We start from the raw sequence: 15,989 nt of genomic DNA on the forward strand, positions 1-15,989 counted from the left end.
TAATTTTTATTAACATAGACGGAATCTCCTTTCCCTAACCGTAAATGTTATGGAAAGGAGTTATTTAACTATTTTGACTGGGTTAACATGGGTTTTTCTAAATTCAGTGTAATTAGTGCGATCAGCTGTCTATGTTTTGTTTCATCAGCAGAGGCTGTGTACTCCACAGTTCAGGAAAGAATCGCTGCTGCTCCAGAGATTAGTCAGTCTTCAGGGGAATTGTCAATTAACGATTTACGTGCGAAAAGTCGGGCAATTACCGTGAAAATTATGGCTGGGGAAACTTGGGGTTCAGGAATTATTATTGAGGGTCGAGGACAGCTTTACACTGTCCTGACAAATGCTCATGTTTTAAGGATAGGTGATAATTATCGCATCCAGACTCCCGATGGGAGAACATATTCTGGGCGACTCAGCAGAAATGACAATTTTAATGATGACGATTTAGCAACTATTAATTTTCAAAGTAGGAGGAATTATGCGATCGCCTCAATTGCCCAATCACCTTTAAAAATTGGTGACGAAACTTTTGCATCTGGTTTTCCCAATGACTCAAATCGCTGGTTATTCACCATCGGCAAGGTCGAAAATTTACTACCCCAATCTTTCCAAGGCGGCTATCAAATCGGTTACAGTAACGACATCTTCAAAGGGATGAGTGGCGGCCCCATACTCAACCGCCGTGGGGAATTAGTAGCCATCAATGGCCGACACAAACATCCTCTATGGGGAAATCCCTTCATTTTTCTAGATGGTTCTACTCCAATAGCCAAAATTCGCGCCAAATTTGAGCAATCAAGTTGGGCTGTTCCCATAGAGAGGTTTCTCCGCCGCATCCCTGAATTTGCTCAAGGAGCAGTTTACCCAAGAGCAGAGTTACCTGACCCAATTTTCCCAGTTTCTCCCCAACCCCCAACTCCTGTAAATGACACCCCAATTCCTGCAAATAACTTAACTCGTTATCGCCGGGTTTGGTAATCACCATTAAAAAAAAAGGGAAGCAGCAAATAGAGAACTTTTAACAGTCTTTTCTATTTACTGTTCCCAATGGGAGTCAAAGATCCCTTTTTCATTACACTCTGTTCCTTTTTTAACAAGTGAAATTATCAACTTAATGTTTAAGGAGAAAGAATATGTTTAATCGATATTGTTTACCAAGTTGCTTTATTGGGGCCGTAATTGTGACTGTTGCTAGTCCTGCCTTTGCCAAACAAGCATTACTGCCAACTAATGTTGCCAATATTGCCAAATCAACTGTGGTACGCATTGAGCCGTCCATCAATTCTGCCGGTTCAGGGGTAATTATTGGGCGCTATCAAGAGCGAGGCAAAAACGTTTACGTTGTACTGACGGCAGGACACGTTGTCCAGCATAGTGATGATGAATATAAAGTAGTTACACCTGTACCCAAAGAAGGGAAAAAGCGGCTAAAAATTGCGATTTCTACCCAGAAAGATATTCAGAAATTACCTGGTTTAGATTTGGCAATTGTTAGATTTCGGAGCGATCGCAACTTTAATGTAGCGACTGTGGGTAATTCTGACTTTACAACCGAAGGTGCTGGGGTGTACATTGCTGGATTTCCTAACCCTGGTGAAGCGATTAAACGGCGTGTCTTCCAGTTCACCTCTTCTCTAATTTCTAGTCGTCTAGATGGAGAAGTAGCAGAGGACGAGAAAGAACAAGCTGTTGATAAAGGATATGCTCTGGTTTATACCAGCGTTACCAGAGCAGGTATGAGCGGTGGCCCTGTATTTGATGTGTCCGGGCGATTAGTAGGTATTCATGGTAGAGGTGATAGAGAAGAAACCTCTCGCGCAAGCAAAGTAACTTCAGAAAGAAGTCAAGAAAGTGGTTCTCAAACCGTTGCCGGTAAAACAGGTTTTAATTTGGGTATTCCCATCAGCACTTTTCTGCGAATAGTGCCGAATGCCGTGAGTAAACTGGGCATAAGTATTGATAAATCTGAACCGGGGATCTTCAATAACACCATTGCCTTAAGAGGTGGCAATAGGACATCTGCAACAGTTCCACCTAACACCAATATTCAAGAAGAAGAAGACGAATCAGCTATCGAAGTTGTGTCGGAGTCAAAACCGAAACGCACCCCAAACACTCAAGTATCCCCATCCCGTCCGACTTCCACCCAGCCTAGACCTAAACCCAATAATACTTCCACTCCTGCGGGTGGTAAGCTTTGGTAATCTTAAAAACCCCTACTTGTCAAATAGATTAGGACTTAGGCATTGACAAGAAATACTAAATATGATATTAGGTTAAAACCATGTCTTTCGTAAGGGCACAGCAATGCTGTGTCCCTACAGCATGGTCTATTTGCGTAGTTTACCGCCGTAGGCATCGCAGGATAATTAAGAAAAGGCTGAAAACTTCCTCAAGATAGGTAACTCACATCACGATGCATTTGTAAAGTCCGTAAGTCCTATAGATATATTGGGGATATGAGGTAAAAACTCTGATATCCCTATATTTGTATATCCTGACAAAGTGAAGAATTTTGTCACGTAATTTTTTTCAAAAATTCTTAGTAAATTTAACTAGACTTTAAGCATTTTCAAGACTTATACTCCTAATAAGCTAAACCACATCTAAGTAGAGCGATGTGAATAATTCAAGGTTTGTAGTGAGGACTTTAGTCCTCTTATAAGGAATAAAGTCCTCACTACGAGACGCTGCGCGAACAGTACAAACTAATCTTAAGATTTTGTACATTACTTAATCTAGTGGTCTGTCTCATAAGTTCTGATTGATTAGTTTGTTACCAAAAACCTGTAGAGACGCGAAATTTCGCGTCTTTACAACCCCGCTTACTTAGTTTCCATATTCAAAATTAATATAACTCTTGTGGGGTGGGCAACATGAGCGCCCTAATTATGCAAGGTTATTTGTGGAACAGCTTATTATTCATACTTTCGTGGTAATAGTTTAAATAGAAAATTTATATACAGGCATCTATCATGACTTCTCAAGCTATAAAAAATAATCTATTACTACTGGCAAATGCAATCGCTGTATTCAGTGTCAACCAGATCCTCCCAACGACAGCACAAAACATCACACCAGCCAACAATAACGACACAGGAACCATAGTCAACACCAATGGTAATTTAATTGATATTGGTGGCGGCGCTGTTTCTGGAAATGGAGCAAACTTATTTCACAGTTTCCAAAAATTTAATTTAGATGCCAATCAAACGGCAAACTTCCTCTCAAATCCCACCATTCAAAATATTTTAGGTCGCGTAGTTGGTGGCGATCTTTCTCTAATTAATGGACTTATTCAAGTTACAGGTAGCAACGCCAATCTATTTTTAATGAATCCGGCAGGTATCGTTTTTGGTGCTAATGCAATGTTAAACGTCCCTGCCAGCTTTACTGCCACCACCGCTACAGGTATTAGTTTTAATAATGGAAGTTATAACTCTTTAAGTAATAACAACTATTCAATCCTAGATGGCAATCCAATAGGCTTTAATTTTGCTAATCAACAACCAGGTAGCATTATTAATTTAGCCAACTTAGAATTATCCAACCCAAATCAAAACCTGAGTTTAGTAGCTGGAACTGTTGTCAGTACAGGTCAAGTATCAGCACCAAATGGCAACCTGACGATTGCTAGCGTAGAAGGTGGTAAGTTCCTCCGCATCAGTCAAACAGGAAACTTAATCAGTTTAGAGATTCCCACCAACGGAGCTACATCCGGTAATATTACAGTTGCTAGTTTACCCCAACTATTAACTGGTAGTGGTTTGGATAATACTAGCGAATTGACAGTCAACAGTAACGGACAGGTACAACTTACTGCATCTAATATCCCCATCAATTCTGGTGATGTGGTAGTAAAAAGAATAACATCACAAACAGCCACCCTCTCTGCTGCGAATAACTTGACCTTGCCAGAGAGTCAATTGACAACAACCGGGGATTTAAATCTATTAGCTAGAGATACAGTGCGAGTGCGCGATAGCGTCACAAATCGCGTTGGGGTGCAAGCAGGCGGCAATCTCTACATTCAGGGAAATCAGAGCATTGATATTCTAGCGCTGAATCATCCACAGACACCCTTTGTTAGTGGTGGCAATCTGAGTTTAGTCAGTGATGGTGTTATTTCTGGCGATGCTCACTTTGCTAGTGGGGGACAGTTTAAGATTCTCAACTTGTCAGGTGGCGCAGGGACTTTTGTTAGTTATTACGATCCGATTATTAGAGCCAATGGAGATGTTGAGTTTGGTGATTACACTGGTGCAGCACTGAAGGTAGAGACAACAGGAGGTATTCAAGGTGGAAACATCACAATCACTTCGCCAGATATTAGCGGTAGTATTCTATCTGGTGATCCAGATTTCACAGCCCTGACAACGAGTAACGCTGTGATTTTACGGGCTGGTTTGTCTGGAGTTACTACTGTTAATTTTCCTTCAACTCAAGAGACAACTGCTTTCACACTGCCAGCAAGTCCCTTACCAACTGGAAGTATTACAGTTGGTAATATCAATACTTCATCAACAGTAGCAGGCCAGTCCGGCCCAATTACTTTAGAAGCTCCAGGTAACATCAATACAGGTAATCTAAATTCTTCAGCCACGGACAGCAATAGTGGAGGTGCAATTACCCTCACCACAACAGGCGGCAGTATTAACACTGGTAGCAGTATCAATTCTTCTGGTAGTGCTAGCAGTGGTAATATTACCCTCAACGGTAATATCAACCTGACTGCTGACACCACTATCAACGCAGGCAGTGGCAGCATTAGTGTACCTATTTACACCATAAATGGAGCCAGTAATTTAACTCTCAGTGCTAGTGACATTACCTTGGGTGGTGCTGTGGGTGGCACAACCCCATTAACTGGCTTAACCGCCACTGCCGACAACACTAACGTTGCTAATAACATTACTACCACAGGCAATATTCAATTTGATAGTCCCATCACCTTAACAGGTGCTGACACGAAAATCTTCAACTCCAATAATAATAATATTGACTTAACGAGTACAGTTGATGGTGCAAGTAACTTAAACGTCAACGCTGGTACAGGCAATATTACTTTGAGTGGTGCTGTGGGTGGCACAACCGCATTAACTAGCTTAACCACCACTGCCGCCAACACCAACATTGCTAATAACATTACTACCACAGGCAATATTCAATTTAATAGTCCCGTCACCTTAACAGGTGCTGACACGAAAATCTTCAATGCAAATACAGGTGCGATCGCTGTTAATAATACCTTGGCAGCAGGCGCTAACAACCTAACGCTGACAGCAAATGAAATAGACTTTAATGGTGGTAATAACTCCGTCACAGGTAGCGGCGAATTAGTATTACAACCATCGACAGCTAGTCGTAACATTAATCTGGGGCAAGCTAGCGATAGTGATACAAGCACTTTTGACTTGACCACCAGTGAATTGACAGCCTTACAAGATGGCTTTAGTTTAATTACCATTGGACGTAATGATGGGAGTGGAAGTGTTAATTTCGCTCCTGGCTTGAGCTTCTTAGATCCAATCACGATTCAATCACCCAATGGTCAACTCAATACCCAAGGCACAATTAGTAGCAACAATAACAACATCACCCTTAACGGCAACGTCAACCTGTCTGCTGACACCAGTATCAACGCAGGCAGTGGCAGCATTAATTTTGTACCTATTTCCACCATAAATGGAGCCAGGAATTTAACTCTCAGTGCTAATGACATTACCTTGGGTGGTGCTGTGGGTGGCACAACCGCATTAACTGGCTTAACCGCCACTGCCGCCAACACCAACGTTGCTAATAACATTACCACCACAGGCAATATTCAATTTGATAGTCCCGTCACCTTAACAGGTGATGACACGAAAACCTTCAACTCCAATAATAATAATATTGACTTAACGAGTACAGTTGATGGTGCAAGTAACTTAAACGTCAACGCTGGTACAGGCAATATTACCTTGGGTGGTGTTGTGGGTGGCACAACCGCATTAACTAGCTTAACCGCCACTGCCGCCAACACCAACGTTGCTAATAACATTACCACCACAGGCAATATTCAATTTAATAGTCCCGTCACCTTAACAGGTGATAGTAGCAAAACCTTCACTGCAAATACAGGTGCGATCGCTGTTAATAATACCTTGGCAGCAGGCGCAAACAACCTAACGCTGACAGCAAATGAAATAGACTTTAATGGTGGTAATAATTCCGTCACAGGTAGCGGCGAATTAGTACTACAACCATCGACACCTAGCCGTAACATTAATCTGGGACAAACTAGCGATAGTGACATAAGCACTTTTGACTTGACTACCAGTGAACTGACAGCCTTACAAGATGGCTTTAGTTTAATTACCATTGGACGTAATGATGGTACTGGTACAGTAAATATTGCTGCTGGTGTCTCCTTCAAAGATCCAATGGAAATTCTATCTTTGAACGGTTCTATTATATCTGGCACACTTACAGGCACAGATAATGCCTCAATTACTCTCTCAGCCAACCAGATCAATATTACAGATATCAGCACGAACAATAATGATATCAACCTGAATGGCAATACAGAACTTCTAGGTAACACTACTTTAGATGCTGGCACTGCAACTATTGAGATTAACGGTAGTTTGGCAACTGGTAGTAATAATCTAAATTTAATTGCAGATGAAATTGATTTACGACGAAGAACAGTGTTTGATTCTGTGACTGGTACAGGTAATTTAGCATTACAACCAAAAACTCCCAGCCAAAACATTACAATTAACAACTCCGATGATAGTGGAGTAGATACTTTAGACCTGACAATATCTGATATTGGCGCTTTAGCTGATGGTTTTAATTCCATCACCATCGGTCGCACAGATGGTAGTGGGTTAACTACAACTTTTAGTCCACTTATTTTCTCTGATCCTGTCACTATTCAAGCTAATGCTGATCAAGGAAGAATTGATGCGTTCGGCCCAATTGAAGGCCGTGATAATGCTTCTATCAACTTACAAGCAGGTGGCGATATTTTGACGAATGAAATTTTCACTCAAGGGGGAGCGATTAACCTCAACAGTACAAATGGTGTAATTATCACAGGTACTTTAGACTCGAATTTCTCTGATTCTGATAAAGGTGGGGATATCACGGTAGCAGCTCCTGGAGGGATATTAGTGCTAGGAGGTGTGAATACCAGTTCTTTTGCTGGCGAGGGTGGTTCAGTCAGCCTCAGTTCTGATAATGATATCGAAGTTAGTTATATTAATGCCCAAGGCGGCTCTTTTGGTGGTGATGTAAATGTAAGCACAAAAAACTTTTTTAGAGCTACTGGTGTATTTTTCGATCAAAACGGCACTTTTCCCAGCATCTCTACATCAGGCGGCTTTGGTTCTGGGAATATCAGGATTAGTCATGGTGGCAACAATATCAGAAGTTTTGTAGTCGGCAATCCTTTTATAAACGGTACAGCAGGCGCAATTACTAGTAACCCTTTTAACAGAATTTCGCCTGATCTTTCTCTACCAGATAGTTACAGGCAAGAAGATATTCAAATCATCACTAACGAACAATTACCTGATGCTGATACTGATACCTCCAAAAGCGTACCACAGCCTAATCCAGTAATAGTCAATATTAATAATACGCCTCAAGTACCATTAGATAACATCATTGCAGCTAGAGATGAACAGCTTACACGCAAGTTTGAGCAATATCTGGGACAAGAAAATTCAACTTCTATTAAGAGTGTGGCTGAAGTACAAGCCACACTCAATCAAATTCAGAAACAAACAGATACCAAAACAGCTGTTTTCTATGTTAAATTTAGTCCTAGTAATGATAGCTCAACAAGAGATAAAGATACACTTGATTTAGTGATTTTAACTGGTGAAGGCAAAGCCATTCTTGAACCAATTACTGGTGTAACTAGAGCTAAAGTGAGGCAGGTAGCACAACAATTTTACGATACAATTTCTGATGTTAATCAAGCTGGTACTAGCAATTATTTAACCTCTGCACAGCAATTATACAAATGGTTAATTGCTCCTCAAGAAGCAGAGCTACAAAAGCAAGGAATTACAAATATTGCATTTATTCTGGATGAAGGTTTACGCTCAATCCCGATGGCGGCACTACATGATGGGAAACAGTTTTTGATTGAAAAATATAGTTTGGCGGTGTTACCTAGTTTTAGTTTGACTGATACTAGCTACGCTTCTTTGAAAAAATCACGAGTTTTGGCAATGGGAGCCAGCAAGTTCACTCAAGAACAAAAACAAGAACCATTACTGGCTGTGCCTTTAGAAGTTGCTACCATTGCCCAAATATGGCAGGGTACATCTCTCTTAGAAAAGAATTTTACCTTAAATAATCTCAAAAGCAAACGTCAGCAAAATCCTTTTAGCATAATACATTTGGCGACTCACGTAGATTTTGTTTCTGGCACAGATAATCAATCCTATATTCAGTTGTATGATCAGAAATTACGTTTAAATCAAGTGCGTGAATTAGGCTGGAGTCAGCCACCTGTAGAATTGTTAGTGTTAAGTGCTTGTAAGTCAGCTTTTGGAGATGAAAATGCGGAATTAGGTTTTGCTGGGTTAGCTATACAAACTGGTGTGAAATCTGCTGTTGCTAGTTTGTGGTATGTTTCTGATGCTGGAACTTTGGGGTTAATGACAGATTTTTACAGTCAATTAAAAATAGTACCAATTAAAGCAGAAGCATTGCGACAGGCACAAATAGCAATGATTCAAGGCAAAGTTAAAATAGAGAATAACAAATTAATTGCTACCAATAATAATATTGAGCTTTCTCCTGAAATAGCTGACTATTTGCAGAAGAATGTCGTTGGTAATCTATCCCATCCGTTTTATTGGGCTCCGTTTACAATGATTGGTAGTCCTTGGTAAAAGTAGTTATAGCGGTTCCCATTCAAATGAGGGGGAGCATCCCAAATGTGCAAGTTTATTTTTATACGGGATTTTGGCTTAGAACAATAATGAAATAACGAACCGCCAAGGACGCCAAGAGCGCCAAGGAAAGAGGTTTGTACAGGGTTTTTGTGTCAGTCCTGTAGCTTTTGACAAAATTGGGATGCTCCCAAATGAGGTACAAAATTATATCGCAAGGTGTAGGGGCACGGCACTGCCGTGCCCCTACGAGTGTACGTCACGCTTGCCGGGAAACGCTATAATACTATCTCCTGTTTCTGAACATGAAAAACAAATAATTTGATTGCATACCGTTCTAATACACTTTGAATAAAAGACGCGATAAATCGCCGTCTCTACAAGTGTTTTGGTTTTATCTGAACTGTATTGCCCTCTATCCTATTATATGCTCTCTCTCTGCCTCTGCATCTCTGCGAGAGAAACACAAAAAAAGGGATAAGCTTTTTGCTTATCCCCCCAAAAAATCAATTAATCAATGTATTAAGTTCCACTTGTCCAAGAATTGATGTACTCAATTTGATCGGGTGTTAGGCTATCAATCGTGATACCAATAGCTTGCAACTTCAAACGAGCAATTTCTTGATCGACTTCAACAGGAATTGAATGCAAACCAGGAGCTAACTTACCTTTATTCTTCACCAGGAATTCACAAGCCAAAGCTTGGTTGGCAAAACTCATATCCATAACTGCGCTGGGGTGTCCTTCAGCCGCAGCTAGGTTAATCAAGCGTCCTTGTCCGAGAACGACTACTGATTTACCATTTTTCAACTTGTATTCTTCGGTGAAAGGACGAACTTCTTTGATTTCCTTAGCTTGTCCAGCCAAGTATTTCAAATCAAGTTCTAAATCAAAGTGACCGGAGTTACAAACGATCGCACCGTCTTTCATGACATCGAAGTGTTCACCACGAACGACGTGCTTATTACCAGTGACAGTGATAAATATATCACCTTGAGGTGCAGCTTCTGCCATTGGCAGGACGCGGAAGCCATCCATTACGGCTTCAATTGCCTTGATGGGGTCGATTTCGGTGACGATGACGTTAGCACCCATCCCACGGGCGCGGAGGGCTGTACCTTTACCACACCAGCCATAACCGACGACGACAATGTTTTTACCAGCCAACAAAATATTGGTGGCGCGGATAATGCCATCTAGGGTTGATTGCCCAGTACCATAGCGATTATCAAAGAAGTGCTTGGTATCAGCGTCGTTGACGTTGACTGCGGGGAAGGTGAGTACGCCTTCTCTAAACATGGCGCGTAACCGCACAATCCCAGTGGTGGTTTCTTCGGTGCTACCAATCAAATCAGCGATTTGGTGTTGGCGTTGTTGTACCAAAGTTGCAACCACATCGCTACCGTCATCAACAATGATGTTGGGGCGATGATCTAAAGCTATTTGAACGTGGCGGTTATAAGTTTCGTTATCTTCGCCTTTTTGAGCAAAGACGGGAATTTCATGATCCAAGACGAGGCTAGCGGCTACGTCATCTTGCGTTGATAAGGGATTGCTAGCAATTAAAAGCGCATCTGCACCACCGGCTTTCAGAGCGATCGCCAAGTGTGCTGTTTCTGTTGTAATGTGGGCGCAAGCTACAAGGCGTAAACCAGCGAAGGGTTTCTCGATAGCAAAGCGATCGCGGATCTGCCGCAAAACTGGCATTTCGCGTCCAGCCCATTCAATGCGCTGTCTACCCAAGGCAGCTAGGCCGAGGTCTTTAACCTCGTGCTTTAATCGGGGAGAAGTTGCGGTCATCAAAAGTTTCCTCAAAAAATAAAAAAAAAGTTACGTAAAATTTACGCACTCTACTAGGTTATTCTACCACTGCTGATTTTTGCTTATTATGAAAGCAAATCACTAGTCAATAGTCCTCAAAACTAGCTTGACGTTTCATCAGTATAATGTCAACTTCATCCCCAGGTTCTTCCTTTTTGTTTTATCTTTGGAAAAAGTAAAACCTTTTAACCTTTACTTGCTGATTTTAAGTAGGTCGTCATCTGTCTAGAGATAGAACGATAACAAAAAAACATCAAAATTTCATCATCTTAAAGCAAAACTTCAACTTTAGATAGGTACATCTACCCAAAGTAATTACGCAGGATAGTTGAAGTAGTGATTATATAGATTTTACTCAAGGAGGTGTTTGAGTGCGCTTTCAATTTTTGGCGTTGGCTTTGCCCGCACTTCGGCTGCGCTCAGTGACCGCCGTAGGCATCGCTAGTTCAATAGCCATAGCTGTTGTATCTGTGCCAAAAGCCACAGCCCAGATTCCTTTGTTACCGCAGCTGCTACCATCTCCCAGCAGTGTGAGTAATGAAGCAAATAATCGGCTTGTTACAGGCTGGATTTATTTAGATGGTCGTCGGTTATTTCAGATAGCCGCATCAAGAAGCAACTTTCCTGAGCGTTCAGAAGATATCCAAAAGAAGTTGGAGAAAATTGCCCAAAATTACTTTCAAGCACCAGCAAAAACACCAGTCAAGGTAGATATTCGGGAAGTAAACCAATTACCAGTAATTTATGTCAACGACCAATACCTAATGACCGTCACTTCTGAGGATGCTGGATTGCGAGAGGTAGATATATCGACATCGGCAAATCAAGTCAAAGAATCCTTACAAGAAGACTTGCAACAAGCAAAGCAAGAAAGACAAGCTCAATTTTTAATCGACCAAGGCAAAATTGCTGCGGGTATTGGACTGACAATGATTGTGATGAGTTGCGGGGTATATAGCTGGCAAAGGCGTTCCAAAAACCATGCATTATACTCCTTTGCCTCCCAACCCCCCAGAGGCCCCCTAAACTCCCCAATTTCAGCAGCCCAACCAATTACAACCCAACTCAATCAACAGCAACATCGACATATTCAAGAAGTCAAAAGACGATTGTTTCAGCTAACTCAAGCCGGAATTTGGGGAGGTGGAAGTTTCTTTATTTTGGGTCTATTTCCCTACACACGACCATTTCAGGTAGGGATTATCACAGCTGCCCAATTTCCTTTGCGATTAGGTGTTGTCTTCCTGGGAACTTATGTAGCAATCCGTCTCATCTATGCCCTAATTGACCGCTTCACCACTACTCTGATTAGCAGTGGTGCTTTATTGACTCCAGAAAGTTCTGAACGGCTGCAACTGCGAGTTTCTACATTTTCCGGCGTGACTAAAAGCATCGCTACTGGTATCTGCGTAGGAGTAGGCTTCTTGCTAGCGCTGGTGTCATTGGGGATAGATATCGTTCCTTTGCTAGCGGGTGCGAGTTTAGTTGGTGTTGCAGTGTCTCTGGCTTCGCAAAACTTAATTAAAGATGCGATTAATGGTTTCTTGATCATTTTAGAAGACCAGTACGCTTTAGGCGATGTTATTACTGTGGGAGACGTGGGAGGCTTAGTAGAAAATCTGAATCTGCGGATGACCCAACTGCGGGATTCCGAAGGACGCTTGATTACGATTCCCAATAGTGAAATTAAAGTTGTTGCCAATCTTTCTAGCCGTTGGTCACGAGCCGATTTAACGATCCCCATCGCCTACCAAGCCGATATTGAAAAGGCTTTGAAGTTGATTGAAAGTATTGGCTTTGAGATGGATAAAGATCCGCAATGGGAGCGTCAAATTCTGGAAACACCACAAGTTTTGGGAATAGATCAATTTGGCGATCGCGGTTTGATTATTCGTGTCTGGATTAAAACACAGCCCCTCAAACAATGGGATGTCGCACGAGAGTTTCGCCGCCGCCTGAAAGTTTCCCTAGACCAGGCCGGAATTTCCATTTCTGTGCCTCAGCAAGCTATTTGGGTCAATGATGAGCAATCGTTAAATTTTCAGAGTAATGGCAAAACTAATTAGAAATTTAGACTCATTACCGCCTTTTTCAGTTGATTTAGACTAAATATTGACCTGGGGTGTTAGGCAATACTGCTCGGTTAAGGAATTTCTTGGTTGAGGCAAGCTGTTCAATAGCTGGGGGAGAAATGGAGGCTGGCGTTGAGTTTTTGCCTCCCCTGCCTCAAGAGCTTCCCCTGCCTCCCCTGCTTATCCGAGCAGTATTGGGGTGTTAGGGACTTTTGCAAGAGGTCTAATCATTGAATTGAGTCCACGCTTAGTGGACTTGGGCTATGAGACTCGGAATTCATTCCGAGGCGGGATAGAAACGCAGTGTGAGATTTATTAATAAAGATATGGCTGCGGACTTGTGTGTACACCTTAGCATCCCAGGAGAGAGGCTCCGCCTCTGGTCAAGAAGGGCAAGGGCTGTATCTTAACTTAGTACCATTCAGTTATATTCCTGATGTCCATAACATCCTCTAACTCTGATACGATTTTCTGTAATTTCCTGCTTGCTAAAAAAATTAGTCGAATAGAAATTAAGTACTTAGATAAGGAAAAGTGAAATGGGACTGAGTGAAGGACTTTTGAACCCGACCAAAAAGGCTATGGTCATAGATGACTGTTGCAACATGATAGAAGGACAGCTTGCATCCAAGTCAGGCATGAGTGGCATCGCTTTGAAAACTGCCTTCGCTGCCCTGAAAGGGGTTAAGCCAGGGTATATCCCTTATGTTGTTGAGCAGATTTTACCACAGTGCTTCACAGCACTTGATCCCATCTGGAGTCAAGGCTTACAAAAAGGCGATCCAATTGAATACCTGAATGCAAATCGCTCTCAGACGGCAGACGCGCTCCTCGGTGTCACCGATGCTAGAGTCAAGAACGCCAAGCGCCAAATAGTGCGAGGAACCTATGAAAAACTTCGCGGTTCAGCCAAAAAGCACGTAGAAGAAGCAGTGCCAGACTTAGCCAAAGTAATTGATAATTACACTAAGTCCTGAGCCAGAAGGGAAGAATCACAATAACGTATGCCACCGTTCGATGCGTCGGTGGCTGGCATACGGAGAAAAGATTACACTTGTAGCGCTAAGGTGTTATATCTGCTAAATTTCCTGATATTTATTGAGTCAGCTTGAAACAGCAAATAATCAGAAACTATCTGAATTATTGTTTGAATAAACTTTCAATTTATGAAAAAAGTTACCCTTTATCGATATCGCACTTATGGACTAATTGCGTTAATATCCTTAACCGCCGTATTAAGTACAACTACATCTGCCCTAACACAGTTGGCAGACGATTCTCCAATTGGGCATCCTATCCCTGCTTCTAACTTAATCTGGCCGACTCAAGGGTTTATTTCTCAAGGCTTCCGCAAATATCAACATGAAGGAATTGATATTGCAGGGGCATCTGGAACTCCTATTGTTACTGCTGCATCTGGTACAGTCATCAAAGCAGGTTGGGATAATTGGGGATTAGGCAATGCTATAACTATTAAACATCTTGATGGCAGTACTACTGTTTATGGTCACAATCGCCGTTTGTTGGTGAACAAGGGTCAACAGGTTATTCAAGGTCAAATTATTGCCCAGATGGGATCTACAGGCAATAGTACAGCGCCTCATCTACACTTTGAAGTTCATCCAAATGGTCGAATAGCAGTTGATCCCCTTCGGGTGTTAACATCCTTAACTGCAAGTGTTAATTCTCCTTCTAGAATTCACCAAGTGGATAACCAGAAGCATCCAGTCCCAGCACCCCCAGAAGCAAAGCAAGTTTCACCACAGCCAATTTCAATAGGTTTTGCACCTGTTAGCACTGATATTAAATGCAATGGAGTTACCATGATTGAGGGTGAGACTGCAAGTATTCGTGTAAAAGTCTGTGAAGAAAATGGTCAGTTATTTTATATTGGCCAGTTGAAACAAGACCCTAGCAAGCCTATAAAAATAGCAGCTTTAAATATTGCCAAAGGCAGATATCGAGCAGATAATGGTAGTTTTTATTATTTAGTCAGCCCTGAAAAAGTGGAAGTTTGGCGAAATGGCACTCAGATGCGTTCTGACCGATTTGATAATTTAACAAAATCGCCATAAAGTTACCATCAAATATGTGAATGTACTGCAAGCGATCGCTTGAGTTGATCAATTTGCTAAGTCAGTCCATAATTATCTGTATATTGCTGTAGCCATGAGCAATTGTGATGCGATCGCAAAAGTTCAGTTTATGCCTCTAGCTCTCCAAAGAACCAAAGAACTCACTTTGGATAATTTTAGCTACCTATGAAACCTCTGCATTTCACTTTTAAGCCTCAATTCGTTATAAAACTTAAAATTTTTCCTTAGCAGCTAACATTTGTAAAATCTTTTCTACATGATCCAACTCTCCAACGATTCGCCGAATTGGGTGCGGCCAAACTTTGACAAGGGTAGGAGTTGCAGAAACCTGATTGAGTTCTGCTTGTTCTGGATGAGTTAAAACATCAATCACTTTCAGAGTATAAGGATGTCCCAGCGATCGCTCTAACAATTCGTGTAAATTTTGCAGAATGCGTTCGGTGGTACTGCTATGTCCAGCAACAAACAATCGCAGAACATAGCCTTGTGTAATAGCTTCCTTTTTTTGTACTATTACTGGTTGGTGGTATTTTGGCACAGGTTCAGAAAGGTCTAGACGGACAATTAAATCGTGATCTTCCCAAAGCTGCGGGAATGAGGAACGATAAGTTGTTAAGACCATGCGATCGCACAACCCCTCTTGCCAAGGAGCAGCTTGCCATACTAACTCCCCTGTGCCAAAAATGGCATTAAGCAAAGCTTGATGTCTAATGACAGCCGGATAAGCTTCAGCAAAAGTACGCACTTGTTGAGTGCGTGGATCTAACCAGTGGTCAATAGTTGCAGTATAACAAGGCACTAAAAAGTGCGGTGGCTCTGGTAAATCTAAGATTTCTTGCAAAGCTGAACACAAATGCAAATGCCATCGACCTTGCTTGCTAGGGTCGATGCAGTAAATTAAATCTCCTCCAGGTGTAAATAGGGCAATACCTTTAAACAACTGGGGTGTAGATAGTTTGTTTGTCGTCAAATTATTCACAGAGGTTAAGAAGCTAAAAGTAAAAAATTCTCTCTTTTACCTTTTACCTTACCTATAACCTCAACCAGGATGACAAAGATATTTGGGAGTGGGGATGAGGCAATACAGTTCAGTTAAGGATTTTTGG

The 15,989-nt window shown here is 41.7% G+C and carries 8 protein-coding genes; 6 read left to right on the forward strand and 2 right to left on the reverse strand.

All coding sequences use genetic code 11. From position 1 onward, the window contains the following. The first annotated feature begins 87 nt into the window (after positions 1–87). The 3 genes from D1367_RS11265 to D1367_RS11275 all read left to right on the forward strand — a co-directional run bounded on the left by D1367_RS11265 (position 88) and on the right by D1367_RS11275 (position 8,894). The gene (locus D1367_RS11265) at positions 88–978 is read left to right on the forward strand and encodes a S1 family peptidase (RefSeq protein WP_244944999.1); all 891 of its coding nucleotides are present in this window, start codon (positions 88–90) and stop codon (positions 976–978) included. Between the two features lie 155 nt (positions 979–1,133). Beyond that, positions 1,134–2,204: a S1 family peptidase gene (locus D1367_RS11270; RefSeq protein ID WP_118166539.1), complete on the forward strand. Its 1,071-nt coding sequence runs from the start codon at positions 1,134–1,136 to the stop codon at positions 2,202–2,204. Between the two features lie 771 nt (positions 2,205–2,975). Beyond that, positions 2,976–8,894 (forward strand): CHAT domain-containing protein, encoded by a 5,919-nt coding sequence (locus tag D1367_RS11275; protein WP_118166540.1) that lies wholly within the window; start codon positions 2,976–2,978, stop codon positions 8,892–8,894. A gap of 522 nt (positions 8,895–9,416) precedes the next feature. Here D1367_RS11275 and ahcY read toward each other — a convergent pair. Continuing rightward, entirely contained in the window at positions 9,417–10,694 is a 1,278-nt protein-coding gene (ahcY, locus tag D1367_RS11280; protein WP_118166541.1) for an adenosylhomocysteinase, read from the reverse strand. A 392-nt stretch (positions 10,695–11,086) separates the two neighbouring features. Between ahcY and D1367_RS11285 the strand changes: the two genes are divergently transcribed. The 3 genes from D1367_RS11285 (at position 11,087) to D1367_RS11295 (ending at position 14,862) form a co-directional block, all read left to right on the forward strand. Beyond that, positions 11,087–12,781, forward strand: coding sequence for a mechanosensitive ion channel family protein (locus tag D1367_RS11285; protein ID WP_118166542.1), 1,695 nt, complete (start codon positions 11,087–11,089; stop codon positions 12,779–12,781). Between the two features lie 545 nt (positions 12,782–13,326). After that, positions 13,327–13,764 (forward strand): DUF6918 family protein, encoded by a 438-nt coding sequence (locus tag D1367_RS11290; RefSeq protein WP_118166543.1) that lies wholly within the window; start codon positions 13,327–13,329, stop codon positions 13,762–13,764. A gap of 189 nt (positions 13,765–13,953) precedes the next feature. Next, a complete protein-coding gene (locus D1367_RS11295; RefSeq protein WP_118166544.1) occupies positions 13,954–14,862 on the forward strand; it encodes a M23 family metallopeptidase in 909 nt (302 codons plus the stop codon). A gap of 232 nt (positions 14,863–15,094) precedes the next feature. On the opposite strand, the gene D1367_RS11300 is transcribed toward D1367_RS11295, so the two are convergent. Beyond that, a complete protein-coding gene (locus D1367_RS11300; protein WP_118166545.1) occupies positions 15,095–15,862 on the reverse strand; it encodes a circadian clock KaiB family protein in 768 nt (255 codons plus the stop codon). Between the last annotated feature and the right edge of the window lie 127 nt (positions 15,863–15,989).

It is taken from the genome of Nostoc sphaeroides, assembly GCF_003443655.1.
Classification (GTDB): Bacteria; Cyanobacteriota; Cyanobacteriia; order Cyanobacteriales; family Nostocaceae; genus Nostoc; species Nostoc sphaeroides.